The organism is Rhizobium sp. YTU87027, assembly GCF_050644135.1.
Classification (GTDB): Bacteria; Pseudomonadota; Alphaproteobacteria; order Rhizobiales; family Rhizobiaceae; genus Rhizobium.
Map to the genome: position 1 here is coordinate 788,256 of NZ_CP098440.1, position 21,717 is coordinate 809,972.

23 protein-coding genes and 6 pseudogenes are annotated in these 21,717 nt (G+C 62.3%); 24 read left to right on the forward strand and 5 right to left on the reverse strand.

What is annotated here, in order from left to right:
• Positions 1-6: 6 nt before the first annotated feature.
• Positions 7-351, reverse strand: a complete 345-nt coding sequence (locus NBG89_RS03940; RefSeq protein ID WP_431321810.1) for an MmcQ/YjbR family DNA-binding protein — start codon at positions 349-351, stop codon at positions 7-9.
• A gap of 456 nt (positions 352-807) precedes the next feature.
• Here NBG89_RS03940 and NBG89_RS03945 point away from each other — a divergent pair, with 456 nt between their 5' ends.
• Entirely contained in the window at positions 808-1,140 is a 333-nt protein-coding gene (locus NBG89_RS03945; RefSeq protein WP_431321811.1) for a hypothetical protein, read from the forward strand.
• An 83-nt stretch (positions 1,141-1,223) separates the two neighbouring features.
• Positions 1,224-2,404: pseudogene (locus tag NBG89_RS03950) on the forward strand (hypothetical protein).
• Positions 2,405-2,408: 4 nt separating this feature from the next.
• Here NBG89_RS03950 and NBG89_RS03955 read toward each other — a convergent pair.
• Positions 2,409-2,540: a hypothetical protein gene (locus NBG89_RS03955; RefSeq protein WP_259126774.1), complete on the reverse strand. Its 132-nt coding sequence runs from the start codon at positions 2,538-2,540 to the stop codon at positions 2,409-2,411.
• A gap of 150 nt (positions 2,541-2,690) precedes the next feature.
• On the opposite strand from NBG89_RS03955, the gene NBG89_RS03960 reads away from it, so the two are divergent.
• From NBG89_RS03960 to NBG89_RS03985, 6 genes and pseudogenes are all read left to right on the forward strand, one after another.
• Positions 2,691-3,377 (forward strand): glycoside hydrolase family 19 protein, encoded by a 687-nt coding sequence (locus NBG89_RS03960; RefSeq protein WP_431321812.1) that lies wholly within the window; start codon positions 2,691-2,693, stop codon positions 3,375-3,377.
• 121 nt (positions 3,378-3,498) lie between these two features.
• Entirely contained in the window at positions 3,499-3,810 is a 312-nt protein-coding gene (locus NBG89_RS03965; RefSeq protein WP_431321813.1) for a Dabb family protein, read from the forward strand.
• 166 nt (positions 3,811-3,976) lie between these two features.
• Positions 3,977-4,075 (forward strand): annotated as a pseudogene (locus NBG89_RS03970) (phage major capsid protein); the annotation flags it as partial.
• A 76-nt stretch (positions 4,076-4,151) separates the two neighbouring features.
• Positions 4,152-4,702 (forward strand): annotated as a pseudogene (locus NBG89_RS03975) (head-tail connector protein).
• A complete protein-coding gene (locus tag NBG89_RS03980) occupies positions 4,702-5,037 on the forward strand; it encodes a phage head closure protein (protein ID WP_431321814.1) in 336 nt (111 codons plus the stop codon). Before NBG89_RS03975 ends, NBG89_RS03980 begins: the two are co-directional and overlap by 1 nt.
• A 99-nt stretch (positions 5,038-5,136) precedes the next feature.
• Positions 5,137-5,556, forward strand: a complete 420-nt coding sequence (locus tag NBG89_RS03985; protein WP_431321815.1) for a DUF3168 domain-containing protein — start codon at positions 5,137-5,139, stop codon at positions 5,554-5,556.
• A gap of 5 nt (positions 5,557-5,561) precedes the next feature.
• Here the strand turns inward: NBG89_RS03985 and NBG89_RS03990 are convergent, their stop codons facing one another.
• Positions 5,562-5,954 carry a GFA family protein gene (locus tag NBG89_RS03990; protein WP_431321816.1) on the reverse strand — a complete coding sequence of 131 codons (393 nt, stop codon included), beginning with the start codon at positions 5,952-5,954 and terminating at the stop codon, positions 5,562-5,564.
• Between the two features lie 99 nt (positions 5,955-6,053).
• A complete protein-coding gene (locus tag NBG89_RS03995; protein WP_431321817.1) occupies positions 6,054-7,268 on the reverse strand; it encodes an MFS transporter in 1,215 nt (404 codons plus the stop codon).
• A 127-nt stretch (positions 7,269-7,395) separates the two neighbouring features.
• On the opposite strand from NBG89_RS03995, the pseudogene NBG89_RS04000 reads away from it, so the two are divergent.
• From NBG89_RS04000 to NBG89_RS04060, 13 genes and pseudogenes are all read left to right on the forward strand, one after another.
• Positions 7,396-7,801: pseudogene (locus NBG89_RS04000) on the forward strand (phage major tail protein, TP901-1 family).
• A pseudogene (locus NBG89_RS04005) lies at positions 7,801-8,156 on the forward strand (gene transfer agent family protein). Before NBG89_RS04000 ends, NBG89_RS04005 begins: the two co-directional pseudogenes overlap by 1 nt.
• Before the next feature lie 99 nt (positions 8,157-8,255).
• Complete coding sequence (locus tag NBG89_RS04010; protein WP_431321818.1) at positions 8,256-8,378, forward strand: phage tail assembly chaperone; 123 nt, start codon at positions 8,256-8,258, stop codon at positions 8,376-8,378.
• Positions 8,378-8,914 (forward strand): annotated as a pseudogene (locus tag NBG89_RS04015) (phage tail tape measure protein); the annotation flags it as partial. The gene NBG89_RS04010 and the pseudogene NBG89_RS04015, both read left to right, overlap by 1 nt.
• Before the next feature lie 122 nt (positions 8,915-9,036).
• Positions 9,037-9,252, forward strand: coding sequence for a hypothetical protein (locus NBG89_RS04020; RefSeq protein WP_431321819.1), 216 nt, complete (start codon positions 9,037-9,039; stop codon positions 9,250-9,252).
• A gap of 169 nt (positions 9,253-9,421) precedes the next feature.
• The gene (locus tag NBG89_RS04025; RefSeq protein ID WP_431321820.1) at positions 9,422-9,670 is read left to right on the forward strand and encodes a hypothetical protein; all 249 of its coding nucleotides are present in this window, start codon (positions 9,422-9,424) and stop codon (positions 9,668-9,670) included.
• A 53-nt stretch (positions 9,671-9,723) separates the two neighbouring features.
• Positions 9,724-10,395: a response regulator transcription factor gene (locus NBG89_RS04030; protein WP_431321821.1), complete on the forward strand. Its 672-nt coding sequence runs from the start codon at positions 9,724-9,726 to the stop codon at positions 10,393-10,395.
• Entirely contained in the window at positions 10,385-11,788 is a 1,404-nt protein-coding gene (locus NBG89_RS04035; protein WP_431321822.1) for an ATP-binding protein, read from the forward strand. Before NBG89_RS04030 ends, NBG89_RS04035 begins: the two co-directional genes overlap by 11 nt.
• 118 nt (positions 11,789-11,906) lie before the next feature.
• A complete protein-coding gene (locus NBG89_RS04040; RefSeq protein WP_088692366.1) occupies positions 11,907-12,332 on the forward strand; it encodes a hypothetical protein in 426 nt (141 codons plus the stop codon).
• A gap of 112 nt (positions 12,333-12,444) precedes the next feature.
• Positions 12,445-13,578, forward strand: coding sequence for a c-type cytochrome biogenesis protein CcmI (gene ccmI, locus NBG89_RS04045; protein ID WP_431321823.1), 1,134 nt, complete (start codon positions 12,445-12,447; stop codon positions 13,576-13,578).
• A complete protein-coding gene (gene ccmE / locus NBG89_RS04050) occupies positions 13,575-14,027 on the forward strand; it encodes a cytochrome c maturation protein CcmE (RefSeq protein ID WP_431321824.1) in 453 nt (150 codons plus the stop codon). The genes ccmI and ccmE overlap by 4 nt, the downstream gene beginning before the upstream one ends.
• On the forward strand, positions 14,024-16,012 hold the full coding sequence (locus NBG89_RS04055; protein WP_431321825.1) for a heme lyase CcmF/NrfE family subunit: 1,989 nt from the start codon (positions 14,024-14,026) through the stop codon (positions 16,010-16,012). The genes ccmE and NBG89_RS04055 overlap by 4 nt, the downstream gene beginning before the upstream one ends.
• Positions 16,009-16,464 (forward strand): cytochrome c-type biogenesis protein, encoded by a 456-nt coding sequence (locus NBG89_RS04060; protein WP_431321826.1) that lies wholly within the window; start codon positions 16,009-16,011, stop codon positions 16,462-16,464. Before NBG89_RS04055 ends, NBG89_RS04060 begins: the two co-directional genes overlap by 4 nt.
• Position 16,465: 1 nt before the next feature.
• Here NBG89_RS04060 and NBG89_RS04065 read toward each other — a convergent pair whose 3' ends face one another.
• On the reverse strand, positions 16,466-17,644 hold the full coding sequence (locus NBG89_RS04065) for an MFS transporter (protein ID WP_431321827.1): 1,179 nt from the start codon (positions 17,642-17,644) through the stop codon (positions 16,466-16,468).
• 215 nt (positions 17,645-17,859) lie between these two features.
• On the opposite strand from NBG89_RS04065, the gene NBG89_RS04070 reads away from it, so the two are divergent.
• From NBG89_RS04070 to NBG89_RS04080, 3 genes are all read left to right on the forward strand, one after another.
• Positions 17,860-19,431 (forward strand): Do family serine endopeptidase, encoded by a 1,572-nt coding sequence (locus tag NBG89_RS04070; protein ID WP_088704729.1) that lies wholly within the window; start codon positions 17,860-17,862, stop codon positions 19,429-19,431.
• A 147-nt stretch (positions 19,432-19,578) separates the two neighbouring features.
• The gene (locus NBG89_RS04075; RefSeq protein WP_016553316.1) at positions 19,579-20,256 is read left to right on the forward strand and encodes a response regulator transcription factor; all 678 of its coding nucleotides are present in this window, start codon (positions 19,579-19,581) and stop codon (positions 20,254-20,256) included.
• Positions 20,253-21,656 carry a sensor histidine kinase gene (locus tag NBG89_RS04080; RefSeq protein ID WP_431321828.1) on the forward strand — a complete coding sequence of 468 codons (1,404 nt, stop codon included), beginning with the start codon at positions 20,253-20,255 and terminating at the stop codon, positions 21,654-21,656. The genes NBG89_RS04075 and NBG89_RS04080 overlap by 4 nt, the downstream gene beginning before the upstream one ends.
• The last annotated feature ends 61 nt before the right edge of the window (positions 21,657-21,717 follow it).

Below are 21,717 nucleotides of genomic sequence, written 5' to 3' on the forward strand. Positions count from 1 at the left end.
ATCAGATTAGCCGGACGGGATGATAACAAACTGTCTTTGCAGCGTTTTCGGCGCCGCGTTCTGCCATGACTTGCGCACCAGATCCTGCACCAGTTCATCGCTCGCCTTGCCATAGAAGAGCCGGGTCGAGCCACGCTGCCCCCAGCCGCCAGGCACGGCCGCCGTATCATCGGGCGCCACCGCCAGCGTCATGTGCTGCTGGTCGGGCGTCAGGCGGACGACGCAATAGTCCTGCTCCGGCATCGTCAGGAATATCTTGCTGCGCACGCGGAAATCGCGCGTGCCGTGGTGCGCGCTCTCGACCGCCTCCGGCAGGCTGAGCGCAAAGGAAATGAGCTCTTCCTGGTTCATGGTTATAGAATTAGCACATGCTGATGGATGCGGGCCAATCAGAAAAACTCAAGCAGCGGCAGGCGTGCGGAAAATTTTCATGGATAGGAAAATAATCCTTGACGGCGTGACGGTCGTTTGATAGGGTTATGGCATAGTCGGAAAGTTGTGAGCGAAGCGGAGTGTTTGCCCAAGCTTTCCGGATCTGGAAGCCGGGCGTTCGACCCGGCTTTTGTGTTTCTGGTCGCCAGGGGAGAACTGGCCGCCCGAGGGTCCCCGATGATCGATATCGAGAGTTTCGAACCGGAGCTTTTACGGCTTCTGGCCGCAGAGGCGTGTTTACGGCGATCCGCTGCATCTTGAAACGGACGACGCCGAGGCGAGGGCGGCGGCGGAGGCCTATTTCCTCGAGACCAAGTCCGGTCCGGTTTCACCTGCGAGGAGCTGCGGGTTCTACTCAATGAGATGACGGCGGAGATGCGCGACCAGTTCAGCGCCTTTCGCGAGCTGCGACGAGCGGCGGAAGCGGCGTCCGCAGGCGGCGACGAGGGGGCGGCGAAGCTCGCGCGGGCTGATCTGAAGGCTGCGACCGATGCCATGTCGCTGATCGTGCGTACGCTGGAGAAGGTCGATCGGCTGCAGCGGCAGATCGCCCGTGATTGCGAGCTGGCCGCGAAAGAGAACGATACTGCGATGGGGCTTGAGGATGCGAAGAAGCGGTTTCTTGAGCGCATCGACGAGCTGGCGGAACAACGGGTCGCGGCAACTCCTTGCCGAGTGGCAGGCTGCCGGTCCTCCCGGTCCAGGTGACGCCGCTGCCGGCGACGCTCTGCACGTCAACACCGGTTGAGGGCAACGCGCCGCGCTCACTTCGGCGCCGCGTCACGAAGGCAATGGCGCGGCATAGCAAGGAGATGACGGCCATCGCAACGGAACGGACAACGGTGCGGGCGGCCGTGGAAACGGGTCGGCAGCCGGGCGCTACCCTGCTGACGGATATGAGCCCAGCGCCGAAGCAGCCTGCGTCGGCTGCGCCATCGTGTCGGATCGAGGCCGATCAGTCTGACGATACCCCGGAAGCGGTGGAGCGGCTGCCCATGGATGACCCGCTGGTGCGCTTTGCCGAGGAGCGCGGGCTTTGGAACCCGCTCGAGGGTCTCTGGGCTTTTTCCGGTCGTCCCGAACAGCAGCCGCCGGCGGGCGACTGGCGGACCTGGGTGATCCTTGGCGGGCGTGGTTCCGGCAAGACGCGGGCGGGGCCCGAATGGATTCATGCGCTGGCGAGCGCAGAGCGGCGGTCCGATCTGCGGATCGCCCTGATTGCCGAACGCCGCGCCCGGTGCCGCTGCTGAAGGAATTGATCGCCGATGCAGGAACGCGGCTGACGCGGATCAGCACGCTTGCCAACGCTGCCAATCTGGCGCCGGGTTTCATCGATGCGCTGGCGCACCGCTACGGCGGTACGCGGCTGGGGCGTCAGGAGCTCGACGGCGAACTGATGGAGGATCGCGACGACGCGCTCTGGCGGCGCGAGATGATCGAGGCCGCCACGATCCGCTTCACCGGTGAGATCAGGCGCATCGTCGTTGCCGTCGATCCACCGGCGGCGGCCGGTGCGCAGTCCTGCTGCGGCATCGTCGTGGCCGGGTTGGAGGCATCGGGGCGTGCCGTGGTACTCGCCGATTGTTCGGTTCAGGGCGCAAGCCCGGCCGGCTGGGCGAGCGCGGTGGTGCGCGCCTACCGACGCTTTTCGGCGGACCGGGTGATCGCCGAGATCAACCAGGGCGGCGACATGGTGGCATCGATGCTGAAGAGCATCGACGAGAGCCTGCCGGTCTCGACCGTGCGCGCGACGCGCGGTAAATACTTGAGGGCTGAACCGGTCGCCGCCCTCTACGAGCAGGGGCGGGTTGCCCATGCCGGGCGCTTCGTCGCGCTGGAAGACCAGATGTGCGACTTCGGCCCGGACGGGCTTTCATACGGCCGCTCGCCCGACAGGCTGGATGCGCTGGTCTGGGCATTGACGGCACTGATGCTGGAGGGAAATGGAAAACCCCGGGTGAGGGGTGTGTGAAAGACTAGCGTTGAGGTTGCTGTTGTGCCGGGCGCGGCGCCTGCTGCTCCGGGCGAACCTGACGCCATTCGTTCTCGAGCTGGTCGACGACATGCTGGGGAATGGTCGGCTGATTGCTGTTGGCCGGCTGTTGCATGCTCTCCTCCGAGTGCTTGATTTAACGGTGAGTTAATCACTGGCACGGCTTAAACTGCGTGTAAATCAGGCGCTTAAACACTTTAAACGATTGAATTAATTTTAATCGATTGAGGCGCAGAGCGCCGTACCACTTTTGAGGCTGACATTCATGGTTATCCACATCGACAGGCCCTTCTTCTTCGACACGGTCCGCGACGCGCTGTTCAAGGGAGCGCTTAATCAGCCGCAGGTGGAGGGCATGACGGCGATTCTCGATTTCTGGGAGGCGCGGATGGCCGACGCCGATCCGCGCTGGCTCGCCTACATCATGGCGACCGCCTTTCACGAGACGGCCTATACGATGCAGCCGGTGCGCGAGACGCTGGCGACGACGGATGCAAGGGCGATCGAGATCCTGGAGAATGCCTATACATCAGGCAAGCTCTCCTGGGTGAAGACGCCCTACTGGCGGCCGGACGAGGACGGCAAGTGCTGGCTCGGTCGCGGTCTCGTGCAACTCACTCACAAACGCAATTATGAGGCCATGAGCCGGTTGACCGGTATCGATCTTGTGGCCGAGCCCGACCGGGCGATGGAGATGGACGCCGCCGTTTCGATCTTGATCGAAGGCATGGTGCAGGGCTCTTTTGCCACTCACAAGCTCGCCGACCATCTGAACGAGACGACGGATGACTGGGTCAATGCCCGCCGCATCGTCAACGGCACCGATCGGGCGGAAAAGCTTGCCGGCTACGGCAAGACCTTCCTTGCGGCCATCCGCCGCGAGCAGCCTGTGGGCCCGCTTGCGCGGTTGAAGGCCTGGCTCCTGCGTGCTATCGCGCGGGTCTTCGGCTAAAGCATGTCGCCCGAGGACGGGAACCGGCTTCGGGTAAAGGACATGCACGAAACAATAAGCCAAAGCGCGCTGAGCGATCCCTTGGATCGCGGCGCGCTTTATACCCTGACAGGAGTTCCGCGTGATCCGCCACATCGTCTTTTTCACAGCGCCCGCGGAGCAACTGGAGAAGGTGCGCGCCGGCCTGTCGATTCTGACGGCGATCCCGCACGCCCGCCTGCTGGAGATCGGCACCAACCTTAAGACAGATCAGCTCGGCACTGATGTCGACCTCGTGGTCTACGGCGAATTCGACGATGAGGCGGCCCTCGCCGCCTACAAGGCGCATCCAGATTACCAGCGCTCCATCGACCTCGTGCGACCGATCCGCGAAATGCGGATGGCGGCGGATTACGAGAGCGATGCGGCGGTGAAGCGGCCGCTATTTACCTGACGGTCACTCGTCAACCGTCGTTCGATCTTGTCTTTCGTGCGTCCTTGTTTGTGGCCGATACGGTCTTGCCATCAGGTTCCCGGCCGAAATAAGTCCCGCCGAGGTGGCCGCCGCCGCTAGTGTTTTCAACCTGGCGCTCGATGCGTTTCTGGATTTCCTTTTTTGTTCCGCCAAGCCTTACGTGCTCTTCTACACGACCAAGCGCGTCGGCGGCGGGGTGCAGAACTTCGAGGCGATCAAGCTCATCAAGTTCGCCGTGAGCTGACCGAAACAGGGCGGGTGCGGCCACATCCGCAATCCGCCCGCCGAACCTGCCTGCGCCACACCAATCAGGATCGTCCATGACCTATGCACTGATTACCCCGCCCCCGGCGGAAGCGCTGACGCTTGCCGAGGTGAAGGCCCACCTGCGGCTCGACGACGGCAGCGAAGATGGGCTGCTGGCCTCGCTGCTCCGCGTTGCTCGCGAGCATCTCGAGCGCACGACGGGCCTCTGCCTGATCACCCAAGTCTGGCGCCTCCATCTTGAATCGATACCTGAAGACCGCGTGTTTCAGATTGCCAAGGGGCCGGTGCAAACCATTGAAAGCCTGAGTATTTATGATGAAGCTGGCGAAGAGTTGGTCTTGCCCGCGACCGGCCATGTGCTTTACGGCAATACCCGGCCCGCGCGGCTGGTACTCGATCGGAATGTGAATTCTGCTATCGCCGCGAACGGCATCGAGATCTCGAGAGCTGTGCCGACGTGCCCGACACTCTGAAGCGGGCGATGCTGATGCATGTCGGCCAGATGTTTGCTTTCCGGGGCGCCGTGGCCGTCGAGGATCAGCCGGCAGACATACCTGTTGGTTATGACCATCTGGTTGCGCCATTCCTGATGCGGAGGCTCTGATGCGGTCCGTGTTCTTCGATCCCGGCCAGATGACCGCGCGGCTCGAACTGGAGGCGCCGGAGGAAGCGCCGCACGGCCGGGGTGGCGCGACCGTCACCTTTACGTCGGTCGCCACCGTCTGGGCGCGGATCGAACCGCTGAGCGAAGTCCGCGAGGAGCGGGCGGGCGCTGATGTCTTCACCCTGACCCACCGCATCTGGCTGCGCTTCCGTAGCGACATCAGGGCCGGGATGCGGCTGCGGAAGGGCGACCGGCTGTTTGCCATCGGCACCTGGCGCGATCCGGATGAAACCGGCCGCTACCTCTGCCGCCTCTGCGAGGAGGGAGGACGATGAGCGCTGCCCTGGCGATCACGCTCCGCGATCTGGCGGAGATCCTGGCGGGGGTGGCGCGAGATGCTGCGGGTAAGGCGCAGCCAAAGGGAGGCGAAAGCCATGAGCGCAGCCCATGAACTGTTGACGGCGATCCACGCGCGCCTGACCGGCGACGTAGAGCTTCTCGGCATGATCGGTGAGGACGGGGTCCGCGATCGGCTGGTGACCGGGCGAAAGCTTCCTTGCGTCCTGATCGGCGACGTCGTCAGCAACGACTATTCGACCTCAACGGAGAGAGGCAAGGAGCATCTGCTCTCGCTCGAAATCTGGATCGACGCCGGTGGACGAAAGCAGGCGCAGCTGGTGGCTTCGCGCCTTCATACCTTGTTGCACGATACGGCGCTCGATCTTGGCCAGCACCACCTCGTCAGCCTGCTGCATCTCAGGACACAGAGCCGGCGCGAGGCGAAGACGAAGCTCCATGTTGCAGAACTCCGTTTCCGGGCCGTGACGGAGCCGGTTACTGCTGCGACTGCGTAGCGGGTCTATTCCTCGAAGCGGCTCGTGGCGTCGCGATCGCGTTCGTAGTGTCTCGACAAGGGAAACGGCGGTAGCCACGACTCGCGGCGGATTGTCCAGAGTTCGTAGGTCGGTTTCAACTGGTCCGGAGCATCGAGCGAGCCGAGGTTTACTTCGACTTCATCCGCGGAGCGTCCAAAAACCGGGGAGCCGCAGCGGGGGCAGAAGAAGCGCCCATCGTAATCACCTGTTTCGCCTTCAACCGTCACCGCATCCTGAGGAAAGATCGCCGATGCGTGGAAAAGCGCGCCATGATGCTTGCGGCAGTCGAGACAATGACAAATGCCGACCCGATATGGGCGTCCAGTTGCCACAATACGGACGTTGCCGCAGCGGCAACCGCCAGTGAACCGGTCCATGTTGCTTCTCCTCCAAGATAAAGCGATGGGCTGCTTATAACGAAGATGGGATGAGGACCTCAAATGTCTCGCCCATTGCCGCAGCTGCTTTCATCTCATTCAGATCGGCTCGTACACCCTGGTCGCGGCCTTGACCTGCGTAGCTAGCCTGAGCACGAAGCCGAGCGACAGGATGGCGAGCGCGGCGCAGGTCGCGATTGCCGTTCCAGCGCCGGCCCGGTCGAGAATTGCCGTGAAGACGACGGGTGCGATGGCATTGGCGAGGTTCTGCGGCAGCGACAGGCGGGCCGATTGCAGCCCGAATTCGCGCGGCGAAAACAGCGCAAGCGGCAACAGGGCGCGGGCAACTGTCATGACACCGGAGCCGAAGCCGTAGAGCAGGATGAAGGTGATGAGCAGTGGTGTCGAGGGCGGGATCAGCAGCATCATCACGAAGCTTGATACCATCAGGCTCACGCCCATTGCGGCGCTGAGGATCGGATTGCCGCGGCGGCCGAGGAGCATATCCAGGAAACGAGCGGAAATTCCGATCACGCCGCGCGCCGAACCAAGTTGCAATGCCAGCGCCGGCGAGGCGCCAGACTGGCGGAATATTTCGAGCAGCGATGGCGACACCCCGAAGGTGACGAAGGTCGACATCGTCGTTGCCGCGGCAATCAGTATGAACGCCTTGCGTTGTCCCGCTGGCGAGAGCGGCAGCGGCGTTTCCTGTGCGGCACTGCCATCCGCAGTAAAGGCAATCGGCTTCGGCAGGGCGAAAAGATGCAGCGGCAGGCAGACGAAAAACTGCAGCGCCGCGCAGATGAGAAACGTCTTTCGCCAGCCGACGGTCGCGTTGAGCTGACTGAGGATCGGCCAGAAGATCGCGCTCGAGAGGCCGGTGAACAGCATGAGGATGGCAATCACCCGTTTGCTGTCAGCTCCGGCGCGCTCGACGACGGCGGTATAGGCCGGGGCGGAAAGACCGAAAGCGCCGCCGGCGCCGATGGCAGTCCAGGCAAGTCCATAGAGGACGAGGCCGTGCGCGGCTGACAACAGCAGCAGGCCGATCGTGAAGACGATCGAGGCGGCGGCAAGCACGCGCGCGGCTCCATGTCGAGCGAGCAGGCGGCCCGTCGCAGGGCCAACAAGGGCGCTGACGACCATCATGATGCTCAGCCCGCCGAAGACCACCTCATTCGGCAAGCCGAGATCCGGCGCAATGACGCGTCCCATGACACCGAGCATATCGAAGGTGGTGCCCCAGCCAATCAGCTGCGTGACGGCAAGCACGGCAATTGTCTGCACCGAGCACAAGGGGATGGATCGAGACATGGCGGGCTTTGAAGCGAACGGGGTAAGGGCGAGCAAGGTCGTAGCAGCTTCGCCGGCTGGTTGAAAGTGACAAGTGGATGACACCAATGGGCGCCGACTGCGCCTGTTTTCTCGAAGGGATCGGGCGATGGTGGCGCAGAAGGGCAAAGACCTGCTCCTGAAGATATTCAACGGAATGAGCTACGAGACGGTGGCGGGGCTGCGGTCGAAACGGCTCGCCTTCAATGCCGAAACGGTCGACGTCACCGACGCCGAGAGCGCCGGGTGCTGGCGTGAGCTGCTGGCGGCGCCGGCGTGCAGCGCGCGTCGGTCTCGGGCGCAGGCATCTTCAAGGATGCCGCTTCCGATGGCCTGGTGCGGAACGCCTTCTTCACGCCTCGATCCTGAGCTGGCAGATTATCGTCCCTGGCTTCGGTACGGGGACTGGACCGTTCCAGGCAAGCGCGCTCGAATACTCCGGCCAGTATAATCGCGAGGTGATGTTCGAACTGGTGCTGGAATCGGCGGGCGCCATCAGCTTCGAGGCGCTCTGATGCGGGCGGCGGGGGCAAGAGCAAACCGGCGTCGCGGCGAGATCGAGGCGTCATTGACGGCGAACAGCGCATTCTCTGCCTGACGCTCGGCGCGTTGGCGGAAGTGGAGACGGCGTTCTCCGCGGACAATCTTGTTGGTCTGGCCGAACGCTTCTCGCGCGGACAGCTGAAGGCGGCCGACATGATCCGCATCATCGGCGCCGGCCTTCGCGGTGGCGGCAATCTCTATTCCGATCAGGAAGTGGCGGAGGCCAGCATCGACGGCGGCATCGCCGGCTGCGCTGTCGTCGTCGGCAACCTGCTCGCCGCAACGTTCATTGGGGAAAGCGCGGAGATTGCCGCGCGCCCCCTCTAGCCGCAGCAGATATCGAGACCGATCGCGCGACGCCTTTCCCCTGGGCGCGTCCTCCACGTCGGCCTCTGTCTGCGGCTGCCTCCAGCGGTGTTCTGGGCGATGACGCCCGTTGAGTTTCATGCCGTTGCCGGCGGATTGGGGTCGCGCAGCACCGTGGCCCGGGCCGATCTCGGCGCGCTGATGGCGCAATTTCCGGACGGCCCCAAAGCAAAGGAACGATGATGGAGAATGACGACGCTGATCTCTCCGCCATGGCCATGCAGGCCGAAACGCTGCGGCGTACGCTCGATGGTCTCGAAACCCGCTCGCGCTCGTTCGGCTCGGCGCTATCGAGCGCGCTGCGCAGTGCTGTCGATGGCGGCAAGGGCCTGGATGATGTACTGCGCAGCCTCGGCAATCGCCTGACGGATATTGCGCTGTCGGCCGGATTGAAGCCGCTGGAGACGATGATATCAGGCGCTGCGTCGAACCTGCTCGGTGGTTTCGGCAAGCTCCTGCCTTTCGCCGATGGCGGCGTGGTTTCGCAGCCGACCCATTTCCCGATGGGCAGCAACATGGGCCTGATGGGCGAGGCCGGCAGCGAAGCGATCCTGCCGCTGAAACGCGGAGCCGACGGTGCACTCGGCGTTGCCGCTTCAGGCGGATTGGCCGGCCCGCAGATTGTCTTCAACGTCACGACATCAGACGCGCAGAGCTTCCAGAAAAGCGAAGCGCAGATCTCCGCCGGAGTGGATCTATCCATCCGCCGACGAACTCGCCGATTTCGGCCACCGGCAGCACAGTCTCAGCCTGCGAATCCAGCAGTTGGGAGAGCGCGTACCGCTCGGTATTCCGGCGTACGCGACATGCGCGTTGTAAGTTTCATCTTGAAGGAGAGAACATGCTCGATCTGAAGAATTGGTACAGTTCGAAGACCATTTGGGGCGCGCTGATTTCGGTCGTCGCGTCAGTGTTGCATTTTGCGGGTATCGATCTTGCGACCACCGACAAGAGCCAGTTGGTGGACTCGATCGCGAATATAGCTGGCGCACTTGGCGGTCTGCTGGCCGTTTATGGGCGGGTGACCGCCAAGGCAGCCATCAAATCCGTCGGTTGAGGCTCGAGCGGCGAGCGGGCGCTCTCGTTTGCTCCGCCGGATTTTCGAACACGCGTGGCGCGAATTCAAAATTGTTCTAAACATCAGGGATTACAAGGCATTCATTTGCCATTCAGGTCGCTTGAGTACATAGTCTGGGCCAAGTTAGTATCCATTGAAAGCATTGCACATGGCCTCTCCCTTGAGCGTCGCAGCGCTAGCCGTCGGGCTGGCGATAACGTCGCCCTCACCGGATAATCCGCGTACCCTGACGGTGCGCGTTGCAGGCGATTGCAGCGAGGCCGCGCGCGAGGTTGTGGAAAAAACGGGAGGCCAACTGCTTTCCGTCCAGCCTGCGGGCGATAGCTGCATCATCACCGTTCTCGTCCAGGGCAACGGCCAGCGCCCGCGTAAGGTAACCGTCAAGGTTCCGATGTAGGCAGAATCGGCCTATCTAGACGCCGAAAAGATCAAGCGGAGTAAAGCGGACCGATGCGCATTCTCGTAGTCGAAGACGATGTCAACCTGAACCGGCAGCTTAGCGACACCCTCAAGGAAGCCGGCTATGTCGTCGATCAGGCATTTGACGGTGAGGAAGGGCACTTTCTCGGCGACACTGAGCCCTATGATGCGATCATCCTCGATATCGGCCTGCCGGAACTGGATGGCGTCACGGTGCTTGAGAAGTGGCGCGGCGCAGGTCGCGGCATGCCCGTGCTGATCCTGACGGCGCGCGACCGCTGGAGTGACAAGGTCGCCGGTATCGACGCCGGTGCCGACGACTATGTCACCAAACCTTTCCATGTCGAGGAAGTGCTGGCGCGCATCCGCGCCCTGATCCGTCGCGCGGCGGGACATTCCTCGTCCGAGATCATCTGCGGGCCGGTGCGCCTCGATACCAAGACCTCGAAGGCCACGGTCAATGGCGTCGCGTTGAAGCTGACGTCGCATGAATACCGGCTGCTTTCCTATCTCATGCATCACATGGGCGAAGTGGTGTCGCGCACCGAACTGGTCGAACATATGTACGATCAGGATTTCGATCGCGATTCCAACACGATCGAGGTTTTCGTCGGGCGCCTTCGCAAAAAGATGGGTGTCGACCTGATCGAAACGGTGCGCGGGCTTGGCTACCGCATCCAAGCGCCGAACAATGCGAATTAAATCGCTTACTGCACGCGTCCTCCTGCTGACCACGATATGGTCAACCGTCGCGCTTGTCGTCATTGGCCTACTGATCTCGACGCTGTACCGGAAGAGCGCTGAGCGCGGCTTTCAGGACCTGTTGCGCGCCCAGCTCTACAACGTCGTCAATTCCGTGACCATCGGCGATCAGGGGGCGCTTAGTGGAAGTCCGCAGCTCGGCGACCTGCGCTTTGCGCAGCCGAAAACGGGCTGGTACTGGGTCGTCGAGCCGCTCGGCACCTATACGGCCCCTCCGCTGGTGTCGCCGTCACTTGGTTCTGTCTCGATCCCTGTTCCCTCGGTTCTCGAAGCACCCTTCGACAAGAACTACGAGCGCTACTACCAGGTAACCGATGCCTCGGGGAACCGTATCCACGTTGCCGAGACCGAGGTCGTTCTGGATACCGATGGCCGCGCCGCGCGTTTTCGCGTTACTGGCAACGTCGATGTTGTCGAAGACGACGTTCGCAATTTCTCCCACAGCCTTTACCTGGCGCTGGCCGGCTTTGGTGTCGGCAGCCTGATCGTCAATGCACTGGCCATTCTCTATGGCCTCAAGCCACTCGACAAGGCGCGCGCCGCGCTCGAGCGTATTCGTGCCGGCGAGAGCGAGCAGCTGAAGGGCGCGTTCCCGCGCGAAATCCTGCCGCTCGCCAACGAGGTCAACGCGCTGATCGACAGCAATCGCCGCATCGTCGAGCGGGCGCGCATGCAGGTCGGCAATCTCGCCCACTCGCTGAAGACGCCGATTGCCGTGCTGCTCAACGAGGCGCGCGTCCTGGAACGCTCGCACGGTGATCTCGTGCGCAGCCAGGCGGAGGCGATGCAGGGTCAGGTGCAATCCTATCTGAACCGCGCGCGAATAGCCGCACAACGCGAATCCGTACTCGCCCGCACCGATGCGGAACCAGCGCTGGAACGGCTGGTGCGCGTGATGCGGCGCTTGAACGTCGACAAGGAATTCGAACTCACGGTGGCGCCACCGCATCTCGCGGTGGCCATGGAGCAGCAAGACCTCGAAGAGGTCGTCGGTAACCTTCTCGAGAATGCTGCCCGTTTCGCGGCGACCAGGGTTCGCGTCTCCGCCACAGAGGCGCCCGACGACATCAAGGGCGCGGAGGGGAGCGGGCGTCGCCACTGGGTCGAGCTTGTTGTCGAAGACGATGGACCGGGGCTTGAACCGGATCAGATCCGCGAAGCGCTGAAGCGCGGCAAGCGGCTGGATGAAAGCAAACCGGGCACCGGGCTCGGGCTGTCCATCGTGACGGAGATTTCCAACGAGTATCAGGGACGGCTCGAACTATCCCGCGGGCAATGGAACGGGTTGAAGGCTCGCCTTATTTTGCCGGGCATCACAAAGGATGTTGCGTGAGCAACTGCTTGATGCCACATAGAGATAGGCAATTGCATAGCATGCTTTGCCTTATTGCCGACACGGCGCGGTGTACGTGTGGCGGCGTTGGATTCACACCTGATTCTGGTTCGACTGAATGATGCTACGTTCGCAAGGCATGATCGTTTCCTCGCTTCTCGTCGCCATGACGCTGTCTGGGTGCCAATCGACGAAAAGCGGTGGCTCCGGCGGGCTCTTCTCGCGGAAACCTCCGGCTTCGGCGACCTATATTGCGGCGTTGCAGGGCGGCATCATTGGTCGCAGCGGCGTGGAACTTAGCGATAGCGACCGCCAGCGCGCCCTCGAGGCCGAATATCGTGCCTTGGAAGGTGCAGCAGTCGGTCAGCCCGTTGTCTGGAGCGGACGCAATGTCAGCGGCAGGGTCGTCGCGGCTGCGCCCTATCAGGTCGGCTCGCAGAATTGCCGTCAGTATACCCACAGCGTGACGATTGACGGCAAGGAGACGGTGGCGCGCGGTTCTGCCTGCCGAAACGACAACGGTAGCTGGTCGCCGCTCGGCTAACCCAGGTGACGGTAATACTAACCGCTAACGGTGTTGCGGCCAAACGCCTCAAATAATCGTCATTGCGGCTTTGCTTGTTGGAATAGGCGCTCGCTTCGAGTATTTGGCGGCTATGCTTTTCTGGATTCTTGTGGCCGCTCTAACGGCGGTTGTCGCTGCAATTCTGCTTTATCCGCTTTTGCGTGGTGCCGAAGCGGTCGACGACACGCGCGCCGGGGAGGCTGCCGTCTATCGCGATCAGTTGCGCGAACTCGATCGTGACCTCGCCGGCGGACTGATTTCAGCCGACGAGGCGGACTATGCGCGAGCTGAAATCGGCCGACGGCTGATCACAGTGTCGGCCGCGCCGGTGACCGATCGCAAGCTCTCGAAGCATCACCGTCTGTCCGAAGCCTTCGTGCTGCTGATGCTGCCGATCGTGGGGCTCTGTCTTTACATTCTGGTGGGGCGACCGGATTTGCCGTCGCAGCCGCTGGAAGCCCGACTTGCGAACCCTGGCAACGATATGGCGATCCTGGTCGCCAAGGCCGAGCGGCACTTGGCGCAGAATCCCGCTGACGGCAAGGGCTGGGACGTGTTGGCGCCGATTTACTTCAACACCATGCGCGTTGCCGATGCAGAAAATGCCTACCGCCATGCGATCCGCCTGCTGGGACCAAGCGTAGCACGGCTGGATGGCCTCGCCGAGACGTTGATGGCAAAGTCGGACGGCGTCGTCACCGAAGATGCGCGCAAGGTACTGGAACAGTCGCTTCAACTGCAGCCGGACAATCCAAAGGCAAGTTTTTACTTGGCACTCGGTATGGAGCAGGCCGGCAAGGCTGCCGAGGCGAAAACCGCATTTGAGGCACTTGCCAAGCAGTCGCCCGCCGACGCGCCCTGGCTGCCGCTTGTCGCCGAGCATATTGCGAAGAATGGCGGCGCATTGTCGAGCGGCGCTGCGAATGCGCCGGGCAATCCGACGCAGGCGGACGTTGCGGCCGCAAAGAACATGAACGCTGGCGACCAGCAGCAAATGATTCAGGGCATGGTGGCAAGCCTGGATGCGAAGCTCACCGAGGACCCGAACAATCTCGAAGGCTGGTTGCGGCTCGTCCGCTCTTATGTCGTATTGAAGGACAAGGATCGTGCGGTTGGAGCTCTGAAACGCGGACTGGCGGCGTTTCCGGCTGACAGCGAACAAGGCAAGCAACTGCTGGCCCTGGCGCGAGAGCTCGACATTGCGACGGAAGGAACAACCAGATGACGCGCAAGCAGAAACGCTTGGCAATCATCGCTGGCGGCATGAGTTTCATCCTCGCCGCGGTGCTGCTCGTCATGTTCGCCTTCAGCCAATCGGTTGCCTATTTCTACATGCCGGCAGACATTGCAAAGAATCCGGTGCCGCTTGGAACGCGCATCCGTCTCGGCGGCCTTGTCGGCGAGGGCAGCATCGTGCGGGGCGAGGGCTCGACAGTGCAATTTGCCGTCACCGATGCGACCGGTGACCTTGTGAGGGTCCGCTATACCGGCATTCTGCCCGATCTCTTTCGGGAAGGTCAGGGCGTCGTGACCGAGGGCCGCTTCGAGGCGGGCAGCGACGTCTTCACCGCCGATACGGTGCTTGCCAAGCACGACGAGAAGTACATGCCGAAGGAAGTCGCCGACAAGCTGAAGGCGCAGGGGCTCTGGAAGGAAGGGGAGGCGGCGCAATGATCATCGAGATCGGCCACTACGCTCTCATTCTCGCGCTGGCGACGGCGCTTGTGATCTCGGTTGTTCCGGTCATCGGTGCAAGACGCCTCGACCGCGCCATGATGGACGTCGCCTCCGTCGGCTCCGTGGCGATGTTTGCACTGGTCGCCTTCTCCTTTGCCGTCCTGACCTATGCCCATGTGGTTTCGGACTTCTCGGTCGAAAACGTCTGGGAGAACTCGCACTCGCTGGTCCCGCTGCTCTTCAAGTTTTCCGGCGTATGGGGCAATCACGAAGGCTCGATGATGCTCTGGCTGCTGATCCTGGCGCTGTTCAGCGCGCTGGTTGCTGCCTTCGGGGGCAATTTGCCTGACACGCTGCGGGCCAATGTCCTTGCCGTGCAGGCCTGGATCTCGGTCGCCTTCATTCTGTTCATCCTGCTCACGTCCAACCCGTTCATGCGCCTGGATCCGGCGCCAGCCGAGGGCAAGGACCTCAACCCCGTCCTGCAGGACGTCGGCCTCGCGATCCATCCGCCGCTGCTCTACCTGGGTTACGTCGGCTTCTCGGTCTGCTTCTCCTTCGCCGTGGCAGCCCTTCTCGAAGGGCGTATCGATGCCGCCTGGGCGCGCTGGGTACGGCCGTGGACGCTGGCTGCCTGGACCTTCCTGACGCTCGGCATCGCCATGGGGTCTTACTGGGCCTATTACGAGCTCGGCTGGGGTGGCTGGTGGTTCTGGGATCCGGTCGAGAATGCATCCTTCATGCCGTGGCTTGCCGGCACCGCGCTTCTGCATTCGGCGCTCGTCATGGAAAAGCGCGAGGCGCTGAAGATCTGGACGGTTCTGCTCGCCATCCTGACGTTCTCGCTGTCGCTGATGGGCACCTTCCTTGTGCGCTCCGGGGTTTTGACCTCGGTGCATGCCTTTGCCAGCGATCCCTCGCGCGGCATCTTCATCCTGTGCATTCTGCTTGTCTTCATCGGCGGGTCGCTGTCGCTCTTCGCATTCCGTGCCCCGCTCCTGTCGGCCGGCGGCTTGTTCGCGCCGATTTCGCGCGAAGGGGCGCTCGTCCTCAACAACCTCATTCTGACGGTGGCCTGCGGCACGGTGCTGACCGGCACGCTCTATCCGCTGCTTTTGGAGACCATCACCGGCGACAAGATCTCGGTCGGACCGCCGTTCTTCAACATGACCTTCGGGCTCTTGATGGCGCCGCTGCTGGTCATCGTCCCCTTCGGCCCGCTGCTGGCCTGGAAGCGCGGCGACTTGCTTGCTGTTTTCCAGCGGCTCTATCTGGTCGCGATCCTGGCCTTCATTGCGGCCGTTGTGTTCTTTTACGTCGAGCATGGAGGGCCGGTGCTTGCGGTGGTCGGGCTGGCCGCGGGGCTATTCCTGGTTTTCGGGGCGCTTGCTGATCTTTGGTATCGCGCCGGCGTGGGCAAGGTTGCGGCTTCCGTTGCCTGGAAGCGTCTTGCCGGACTGCCGCGCTCGGCTTTCGGCACGGCGCTCGCGCATGCCGGGCTTGGCGTTGCCGTCCTCGGCATCGTCGCGGTGACCACCTTCGAAACCGAGCATGTCGTCGAGATGAAGCCCGGCCAGACCGTGGACGCCGGCGGCTATTCCGTGCGGTTCGACGGCATGACGCCGGCCACAGGCCCTAACTACAGCGAGGAGCGCGGTCACTTCACCATCAGCCGCGGCGGCGTCGAGGTTGCCGATGTCTGGTCGTCCAAACGGGTCTACACGGCGCGGCAGATGCCGACGACCGAAGCCGGCATTGTGACGTTCGGCCTCAGCCAACTCTACCTGTCGCTCGGCGATCCGACGAACGACGGCGGCATCGTCGTGCGCATCTGGTGGAAGCCCTTCATCCTTTGCATCTGGGGTGGCGCGGTGATCATGGCGATTGGCGGGGTCGTTTCGCTGAGCGACCGGCGCCTGCGGGTCGGGGCTCCAAGCCGCAGGGCAAAGCCGGCGCGCCCGGCCATGGAGCCGGCGGAATGATTAGGCGCCTCCTCGTCGTACTGGCGGTCGTTCTGTCGACCACGCCGGCCTTTGCCGTCAATCCGGATGAGGTTCTGGCCGATCCTGGGCTCGAGGCGCGGGCCCGGGCGATCTCCGCGGAGCTGCGCTGCATGGTCTGCCAGAACCAGTCGATCGACGATTCCAATGCCGAGCTCGCCAAAGACCTGCGCCTGCTGGTGCGCGAGCGGCTCACCGATGGCGACACCGATGAGCAGGTGATCAACTACATCGTCTCGCGATACGGCGAGTTCGTCTTGCTGAAGCCGCGCTTTGAAACGAAGACGATCCTCCTGTGGGGCGCTCCGCTCCTGCTGGTTGTTGCAGGTGGCCTATCGCTGATCGTCTTCGCGCGGAAAAGGGCGGGCCGGCCAACGGGCTCCAAGCTGACCGCCGAAGAACAGGCGCGATTGAGCGAATTGCTCGACGAGTGACCTACGACCGTCTGCGGAGGCGGCCTCGCACGACGGACGCGACAAGCGCCGCGGTGAATGCGAGCACCACGCCACCGGCCGCGATCGGTCCTGCCGATGGCGAATAGATGTCCATCACCGCGCCGACCGAGGATGAACCCACCGCGCTGCCGCCGGCATATGCAAGGGCGAAGGCCGCACTTCCCGCGACAAGCGTATCGCCGGCGTAGCGTTCCCCGAGGATCGTCAAGGCGCAGGTGTAGAGCGAAAAGCTCGCCGCGCCCATGATGCCGAACATCACGAGAATTGCCGCCTGCGACTCAAGAAATGGGATCGCCATGAAGCTCAGTCCGGCAAGGAGGCCGGAGCAGATGGCGACGCCGAAACGCGAGGTCTTGTCAAGAAGCCAGCCGACCACCGGCTGGGCAAGCGCCGTCGGTAGCGCAAGCACTGTGACGCTGACGGCGGCGAACGCTTCGGAGTAACCGACCCGAACAAAGTAGACCGGCATCGCCGAGATGGCGGCAATGTCAGCAAATGCAAATGCGATTACCATGCAGATCAGCATCGGCGCGCTTCGGACAAACTTGAAGAGCGCGCCCGATGCGGCCTGCTCGGGAAGCGTCCGTGCTCTCCGGGTAAGGATGACCGTCAGGAAGGCGACGCAGGCGACGTAGACCGCAAGCAACGCGAAGGCAAAGCCTTGCTCGGTGCCGAAGATCGGAATCACGAGCGGGCCAGCTGCAAAGCCACCGCACATACCAGCCCCATAGAGACCGGAGACGCGTCCGCGCAGGCGATCCGGGCACGCTGTATTGAGCCAGGCCTCGCTCAACATGAAGATCAGGCTGACGAAGAAACCGAGGCAAAAGCGGGCGACGCACCACACCCAGAAAATGTCGAACGTCGCGAAGGTGGAAAGGCTGACCGCGCAGCCGATCAACCCGACAACGATCAGGCGGTCGCCCCGCACTTTGCGTGATAGCCACGTCACAGCGAATGTCGCGACAGCAAGGCCTGCCGCAAAGCAGCCGGCATTGAAGCCGATAAGACTCGGCGAAATATTGCGATGCTCGAGAACGAGAGAAATTAGCGGGTAGGTCAGTCCCTGCGCAACAGCGAAGGCGGTGACACCGAAGATGACGGCGGCAAGCGCTGCAGTATCAGGCGCAAAATCCTCCCCCGTGACCACATGGGCCATTGTCTCATCCTCCTCCGGTGTGAGGAGGAGGATTATCGACTTCTCGCGCTCTAGTCGAGGAGTTTGCTCCTCAGATTGCAGCGGTCGTATCGCACATTACGAATTTTTCATCGCTCGGACAGTTCGCAGTAAGGTGTGCCGTCCTATATCTTCCTTCATCAACCGATCCGGTCATCCTGATCCTGTAGATGTTGAAGTCAAAGAAGGTGCCACTCATGTTCAAGAATATCAAAGCTCCGTCGCTCACTACCGCGCTGAAGGCTTCGACCGTCGCCGGTCTTGCCGCTGCGGTGCTTGCGACCGGTATTCCCCTCGAAATCACGCGTTCCTATGCTGAAGCCGTAAAGGTTCAGGCGCCCTCCGTTCCGAGCTTCGCGAATGTTGTCGATGCCGTTTCGCCGGCAGTCGTTTCCGTGCGTGTTGAAAATCGCGTCAACCCAGTATCCGACGATGAGGGCAATGGTTTTGCCTTCGACTTCAACGGCCGCGGCTTCGACGATCTTCCGGATGCCCTGAAGCCGTTCTTCCGTCAGTTCGGTGAGCAGGGTCCGCAGGGGCCGCAGGGCCGCCGCGGTCCGCAGGGGCATCATGGCCCGCAGGATGGCAAGGGTCGTCTGCGTCCGGTTGCACAGGGCTCTGGCTTCTTCATTTCCGAGGACGGCTACATCGTCACCAACAACCACGTCGTTTCCGATGGCGCGGCATTCGTTGCAGTGATGAACGATGGTACCGAACTCGATGCCAAGCTGATCGGCAAGGATCCGCGTACGGACCTCGCTGTCCTCAAGGTCGATGGCAAGGGCCGCAAGTTCGCCTACGTCAACTGGGCCGATGACAACAATGTTCGCGTCGGCGACTGGGTCGTCGCGGTCGGTAACCCCTTCGGTCTCGGTGGTACGGTGACTGCCGGTATCGTCTCGGCTCGTGGCCGCGACATCGGCTCTGGTCCGTATGACGATTATCTGCAGGTTGATGCTGCGGTGAACCGCGGTAACTCCGGTGGCCCGACCTTCAATCTTAATGGCGAAGTCGTTGGCATCAACACCGCGATCTTCTCTCCGTCCGGTGGCAGTGTAGGTATTGCGTTCGCCATCCCGGCGTCCACGGCCAAGGATGTCGTTGCCGACCTGATGAAGGACGGCCAGGTGTCCCGCGGCTACCTGGGTGTCCAGATCCAGCCGGTTACCAAGGACATTGCTGACTCACTTGGCCTTTCCGAGGCAAGCGGCGCGTTGGTCGTCTCCGCTCAGCCGGGAACGCCCGGTGAGAAGGCCGGTATGAAGGCAGGTGATGTCGTGACTGCGGTCAACGGCGAAACCGTCAAGGATGCCCGCGATCTGAGCCGTCGTATCGGCGCCATGACGCCGGGCAAGAAGGTCGAGCTCTCCGTTTGGCGCTCTGGCAAGGCTCAGTCTCTGACGGTCGAACTCGGAACGCTGCCTGCTGAACAGAAGGATGCTTCCGCTGATGACGGCGATCAGGCACCGGAAAGCCAGGCTCCCGCTTCGGAAAAGGCGCTGGCCGATCTCGGCCTGACGGTTGGTCCGGCTGAGGATGGCAAGGGCCTGCAGATCACGGGTATCGACCCGAACTCCGACGCGGCCGACAAGGGCATCAAGGAAGGCGAGAAGATCACCTCGGTCAACAACCAGGAAGTCTCCAATGCCGACGATGTCGTCAAGGTCCTGAACCAGGCGAAGAAGGATGGGCGCACCCGCGCGCTGTTCCAGATCCAGTCGAAGGACGGCAGCCGCTTCGTCGCCCTTCCGATCAACGGCCAGGGCTAATCATCCCGACCCTGACAGGATGGGAGTCGCGCCTTACCGGCGCGGCTCCTTTTCGCCAATATCCATAGGGTGAATGCAATGACCTCTGTGCAGCAGGAAGAAGGTTTAAGCCTTGCCGAAACGCAACCGGCAAGTAATGTCGGCCGCATGAAGATTCTCATCATCGAAGACGATCTGGAAGCAGCGGTCTACCTCACCAAGGCCTTTCGTGAGGCGGGCATCGTGGCGGATCACGCGAGCGACGGCGAAAGCGGCCTCTTCATGGGCTCGGAAAACACCTACGACGTGATCGTTATCGATCGCATGTTGCCGCGCCGCGATGGTCTGTCCGTTATCAGCGAACTGCGCCGCAAGGGAATTCACACGCCCGTTCTCATTCTCTCCGCCCTCGGTCAGGTGGATGATCGCGTAACCGGCCTCAGGGCAGGCGGCGACGACTATCTCCCGAAGCCTTATGCATTCAGTGAGCTTCTTGCCCGCGTCGAGGTGCTGGGTCGCCGCAAGGGCACGCCGGATCAGGACGTCGTTTATCGCGTCGGCGACCTTGAACTCGACAGGCTTGCGCATGAGGTTCGCCGCGGCGGCAAGGAAATACCGCTGCAACCGCGCGAATTCCGCCTCCTCGAATATTTGATGAAGAACGCCGGTCAGGTCGTGACCCGCACGATGCTTCTCGAGAACGTCTGGGATTACCACTTCGATCCGCAGACCAACGTCATCGACGTTCACGTGTCCCGGCTGCGGTCGAAGATCGAGAAGGACTTCAGCCAGCCGCTTCTCAAGACCATTCGCGGCGCGGGGTATATGATCAAGGACGAGGGATGAACCGTTTCTGGTTTCTCTTCAAGTCCACGGCGGTCCGCCTTTCGGCACTTTATATCCTGCTCTTCGCCATCTGCGCCGCGACTCTGGTCTTCTATGTAACGGCGATGTCCGAGCGGCTTCTGACAAACCAGATCCGCGAGGCTGTGCAGCAGGAAGTGGATCAGGTCCAGCGCGCCTACGATACCGGCGGCATGAACCTCCTCCTGCGGACAATGGAACGCCGCGCGCGCCAGCCGGGCGCCAATCTCTACATCATTGCCGGTCCCTCGGGCGATATTCTCGCCGGCAACGTCGCTTCCGTGCAGCCTGGTGTACTCGATGAGGAGGGGTGGACCTCCTTGCCCTTCATGTATCAGCGCTATGCGGAAAGCGGCCTCAGCCGCCGGCATATGGCCGTTGCCAATGTCTTCGTCTTGGACAATGGGTTGCGTCTGCTGATCGGCCGCGACCTCGGTGAGCCCGAAGCCTTCCGCGGACTGGTCCGGCAGGCGCTGATGATCGCGCTGGCAATCATGGGTCTCGGGGCGATCATCATCTGGTTCGGTATCGGTCGAAACGCCCTGAAGCGCATCGACCGCATGTCGGATGCCAGCAAGAAGATCATGGCCGGTGATCTATCACAGCGTCTTCCTGTCGGGGGCTCGGGCGACGAGTTCGATCGCCTTTCGGTGTCGCTCAATACGATGCTCGGTCGGATAGAGAAGCTGAACGAGGGCTTGCGGCAGGTTTCCGACAACATTGCGCATGACCTGAAGACGCCGCTGACGCGGTTGCGCAACAAGGCCGCCGATGCACTGGACACCACGGACGGCGGGGTGCGGCGCACTGCGCTTGAGGGGATCATCTCCGAGTCCGATCAATTGATACGTACGTTCAACGCCCTGCTGATGATTTCGCGGGTAGAGGCGGGATCGGTCGCTGCCGAGATGTCACTGGTGGACCTCTCGGCTATCGTCGCCGACAGCGCGGAACTCTATGAGCCCGTCGCTGACGAAGCGGGGCTGGCCCTTACGTCGTCGATCGAGCCTGACATCGACGTGCAGGGCAACCGCGAACTGATCGGCCAGGCGATTTTCAATCTCATCGACAATGCAATCAAGTATTCCTCGGGTGCGGATGGACACGGCGACATAGCACTCACGTTGCTTCGCCGTCCTGACGGCATTTGCATTTCCGTTGCCGATCGTGGACCGGGTATCCCGGCCGAAAAGCGGGAAGATGTGCTCAAACGTTTCGTGCGGCTGGATGAAAGTCGCTCAAAGCCCGGCACTGGCCTTGGCCTCTCCCTGGTCGAGGCGGTGATGGAATTGCACGGTGGGAAGCTGGAGCTTTCCGATACCGATCCGCAAAACCAGGAGAAGCGAGGTCTTATCGTCAGCATGATCTTTCCGGCGAAATAGCGCCTCGCGAGCACGGTTGCTGCGGATCGAATTCGATGTTGGCCATCGCCGCCATAGACCC